The sequence below is a fragment of the uncultured Pseudoalteromonas sp. genome (assembly GCF_963922945.1).
Lineage (GTDB): Bacteria > Pseudomonadota > Gammaproteobacteria > Enterobacterales > Alteromonadaceae > Pseudoalteromonas.
Genome location: NZ_CAWUKC010000156.1, coordinates 1 through 3,060 on the forward strand (window position 1 = coordinate 1; position 3,060 = coordinate 3,060).

General features: G+C 40.8%; 3 protein-coding genes. 2 read left to right on the top strand and 1 reads right to left on the bottom strand.

What is annotated here, in order from left to right; all coding sequences use genetic code 11:
- Window positions 1-204, top strand: a 204-nt coding sequence (locus AABI99_RS17825; RefSeq protein ID WP_338367462.1) for a hypothetical protein, incomplete at its 5' end; no start/stop codon positions are given.
- On the opposite strand, the gene AABI99_RS17830 is transcribed toward AABI99_RS17825, so the two are convergent.
- Window positions 201-1,577 carry an MBL fold metallo-hydrolase gene (locus tag AABI99_RS17830; RefSeq protein ID WP_338367463.1) on the bottom strand — a complete coding sequence of 459 codons (1,377 nt, stop codon included), beginning with the start codon at window positions 1,575-1,577 and terminating at the stop codon, window positions 201-203. The two genes, AABI99_RS17825 and AABI99_RS17830, sit on opposite strands and share 4 nt — an antisense overlap.
- A 644-nt stretch (window positions 1,578-2,221) precedes the next feature.
- Here AABI99_RS17830 and rfaH point away from each other — a divergent pair.
- Complete coding sequence (gene rfaH, locus AABI99_RS17835) at window positions 2,222-2,704, top strand: transcription/translation regulatory transformer protein RfaH (protein WP_338367464.1); 483 nt, start codon at window positions 2,222-2,224, stop codon at window positions 2,702-2,704.
- The last annotated feature ends 356 nt before the right edge of the window (window positions 2,705-3,060 follow it).

The following is a 3,060-nucleotide window of genomic DNA, read 5'->3' on the forward strand; positions in this document are numbered from 1 at the left end:
GTATATTGTGATGTAGGCGCCTTGCTTGCTGGCGCATTAAAAGCAACGCTTTTACATATTTACCAAAATTGCGTGAGCAAGCTTCACGCCTACGTGGGGTTTATACTTGGTGTATATTGTGATGTAGGCGCCTTGCTTGCTGGCGCATTAAAAGCAACGCTTTTACGTATTTACCACCATTGCGTGAGCAAGCTTCACGCCTAAGTCCCTATCTCAATTTTAACTTCACTACCTAATACCTCTTTATACTTACTTGCTAATGCTGCTTTTGCATCTTCATCGCCGTGTACAATTTTTATATGGCTTGGCTTTTTACGCATGCCGGTTACAAATTTAACTAATCCGTTTTGATCCGCATGCGCGCTGTAACCGCTTATGGTGTGTACCTGTGCGTTAATTGTAATGCGCGTATCGTTTATAAATACATAGCCATTGCGGGGGCCATATTTTTGTATATCGCGGCCCAAAGTGCCGCGGCCTTGGTAACCAACAAACAATACATCGGTTGTTTTGTCGCCTAAAAAGCGCTCAAGGTAATTAACTATTCGCCCGCCACTGCACATACCGCTGGCAGCTAAAATAATGGCGGGTGTTTGGCGCGACGCTAAATAATTAATAATGGCGATATGCTCACTATGGGTATCAACCGTGGTTAGGTTTTCAAAATCCAGCGGGTGGCGGCCTTTGGCTACTTTGCGCTTAGCCTCTGCATCCCATAAGTGTTTAAACTTAATATATTGCTCTGTAAAATTGGCAGCCATGGGAGAGTCTAAAATTACATGAATACTTCGCCAAGGCGATCCTTTAGCTGATTGATGTATTAGCTGCTCTAACTCGTAAAGTAGCTCTTGTGTGCGGCCAATACTAAATGCCGGCACTAAAACCACACCGTTATCTGCTACTGCGCGTTCAATTACATTTTTTAGTGTTTGGGTGCGCTCTTTTCGGCCTTGATGATTTTTATTACCGTAGGTTGACTCTATAACTAATGTATCGGCCTTATAAGGAGGTTTTGGAGCCGGTAATAGCGGCGTGTAAGGCGCACCTAAATCGCCCGAAAACACAACTCTATGGCTTCTATTACTCTTTGTATTAATGCCTATGTCTATTTCCACATAAGCTGAGCCTAATATATGCCCAGCACGCTGAAATCGCGCCTTAGCTATTTGCTCGTTGGTGCAAGGTAGCTCAAACCAAGTATTAAAATTAACCGCTACTATCTGCTTATTTAGCAAACTTAAGCACGCATTTATAATTTTAGTATCGCGGGTAACGCCCACCTTTAACGCATCTTCAATCACGAGTGGCAGCAAACTAGCCGAGGCAGGCGTAGTAAAAATAGGGCCTTTAAAACCTGCTGCAAGCAAATACGGAATACGCCCCACGTGGTCAATATGGCAATGGGTAACAATAAGCGTGCTAATGTGCGCAATATCAAACTCTATTGATAAATTATCTTTTGCGTCTTCCCCCTGAAAAAGCCCGCAATCTATTAGCACACTGGTTTTATTATTAATAACGAGCTCGTGGCACGAGCCTGTTACACCATTTACCGCTCCGTGGTGAAGTATTTGCATAGGTATCCGTATTTAGTTTTTTAAGAGTAAAGTTAAAAGTAGGGCCAAACAGTAATTTAAGCAAAGTTTAAGGAGTGCTGTTATTGTAGGCGCCTTGCTTGCGGGCTCACTTAGGCTTTATGCCACGTTAAAACACATAGCCCAAGCGAGGTAAACTCGCTACTACTTACATGCTTTCTCATTCATTCCTCTTTTGCTTCTCTTTGTGCAAAAAATAAAAACATTAATTCACAAAGAGGTTAAGAGACGCTGCGCTTTAGAGAAGTTAAAACATATAATTGCTTGTGTTTAATGTTTTCTCATTTACTCCTCATTTTCTTCTCTTTGTGCAAAAAAATAAAAATATTAATTCACAAAGAGGTTAAGAGACGCTGCGCTATAGAGGGTAACGTTGTAGTCGCCTTGCTTGCTGGCGCATTTAGGCTTTATACAGCGTTGAAACAGTAAGCCTACTGGGTATTTTAAGCTTGATTTAGATTATATAAACAGCAACGGTAACAACAAATATAATGGCTGCTGTTAACAAAGTAAGTGCGTATTTACCTTAAACGGCTATTTACTTAAGAAACTTAAATTGTTTATAATCAGCCGCTGTTAAAAATAATGTTGTATTTGTTGCAATTGTGTATGAAGTAAGGATTGCTGTGAAAAGTTGGTATTTAGTTACATGTAAACCTCGCCAAGAAGAGCGAGCAGCCACCAACTTACTAAATCAAGGCATTGAAGTTTTTTATCCCAAATTAACCACTGAAAAACTCATCAAAGGCAGGCGAACTGTTAAACAGTCTGCTCTATTTCCAAACTACTTATTTATTTGCTTAGAGTCTCAAAACGGTAACTTTTCTGCTGTAAAAAATACGCGCGGCATAAATGGCTTTGTATCGTATGGCACCCGTTACCAAATAGTACCAGAAGCCCTAATAGAGCAACTTAAATACGAACGTGCAAGCTCTGCCGAATCAACAATACCAAAAACAGGCGACGCTGTAAGCGTACATAACAATACATTTAATAACGTTACAGCAATATACAAAGAGCCCGATGGCGACATGCGTAGCATTTTACTAATTAACTTACTTAATCAAAAAATTGAAGTAAGTGTAGAAAATAAAGATATTAAGCAGTGAAAGTTGAAGACTGAAGGTTAAAGGAAAAAGGTTAAAGGGAAAAGGTTAAAGGGAAAAGGTTAAAGGGAAAAGGTTAAAGGGAAAAGGGAAAAGGTTAAAGGGAAAAGGTTAAAGCGTAATTGTGCCTTTATATCGCAAAAATTGATTAAATATCAGTACGTAGGAACTGCAACCTAGGGGCGGAAGCGTGCCCGAAGGGCTAGACAAGCAAATAGTTTTGCTTTCAAGCTGGAGCGAGAGGAGCTCTGCGACGAACTGGAACGTGGAGCGTGCCCGAAGGGCTAGACAACTCGTAGACGCGCAGCTTGCTGGCGTTTTAAAAGCAACGCTTTTACGTATTTAAAAAATGCGTGAGC